Source organism: Bacillus sp. 05T31 (assembly GCF_056396725.1).
On the sequence record NZ_JBFTMA010001160.1, the window covers coordinates 1 to 784 of the forward strand.

General features: G+C 31.9%; 1 protein-coding gene and 1 pseudogene. One reads left to right on the forward strand and one right to left on the reverse strand.

Annotated features, from left to right (window positions below):
- On the forward strand, nt 1-529 hold a 529-nt coding region (locus tag AC1DJR_RS32085), incomplete at its 5' end, for an LPXTG cell wall anchor domain-containing protein (protein WP_477004479.1).
- A 72-nt stretch (nt 530-601) separates the two neighbouring features.
- Here the strand turns inward: AC1DJR_RS32085 and AC1DJR_RS32090 are convergent.
- Nucleotides 602-784, reverse strand: a pseudogene (locus tag AC1DJR_RS32090) (hemin ABC transporter ATP-binding protein); the annotation flags it as partial.

Consider the following 784-nt stretch of genomic DNA (forward strand, 5'->3'; position numbering starts at 1 on the left):
GGACAAACTTGCTGAAATTAAAGAAAATAAGCCGAATACTGGTAACACGTTAGAGGAACTTAAGAAAATTAAACAAAATTTAGATAGTCTTTCCGCTAACTTAGAACTAGCTAAACAAGATGTGAAAAACAAACTTGCTGAGTTACAAGAAGCTAGACAGGACTTAATAAATAAATTGAACGAAATGAAACAAGCGAAACAAACTGTTTCAGACGATTTAACAAAGAAAAAACAAGACTTAGATATTAAAATAAATGATTTTAAACATACTGAGAAAAAAATTGACGACAAATTAGCTGAGTTGCATACAACGAAGCAAAATGTAGATAACAAAATCAGTGAAGTATCACAACCTAAACAAACGACRGTGGATAATAACAATACTACTGTTCCAGCGAACAACAATGCTAGAGAACTTCCTAATGCTGGTAGTGAACAATCAAATAATATGACTTTAGGTATGTTATCTGTATTAGGCGGSRTTTTATTAATAACACGAAATAAAATTAAAACGTTATTCTCAAAATAAAGCCATTATATCTATTTTAAAATAATCATAMAAAGGCCAACTGCACATATATGTACGGTTGGCCTTTTTTCTTTATATTAACTGCCCATCTCTAAGCGTCAATATACGATCACATACATCAAGCATTCTTTCATCATGTGTAATCATAATTGCTGCTTTTTGACTTTCTTTCACTTCACGTTTCATCATTTCCACGACTTCACGTGCGCGTTTTGAGTCTAAGCTTGCAGTTGGTTCATCCGCTAATATTAAATC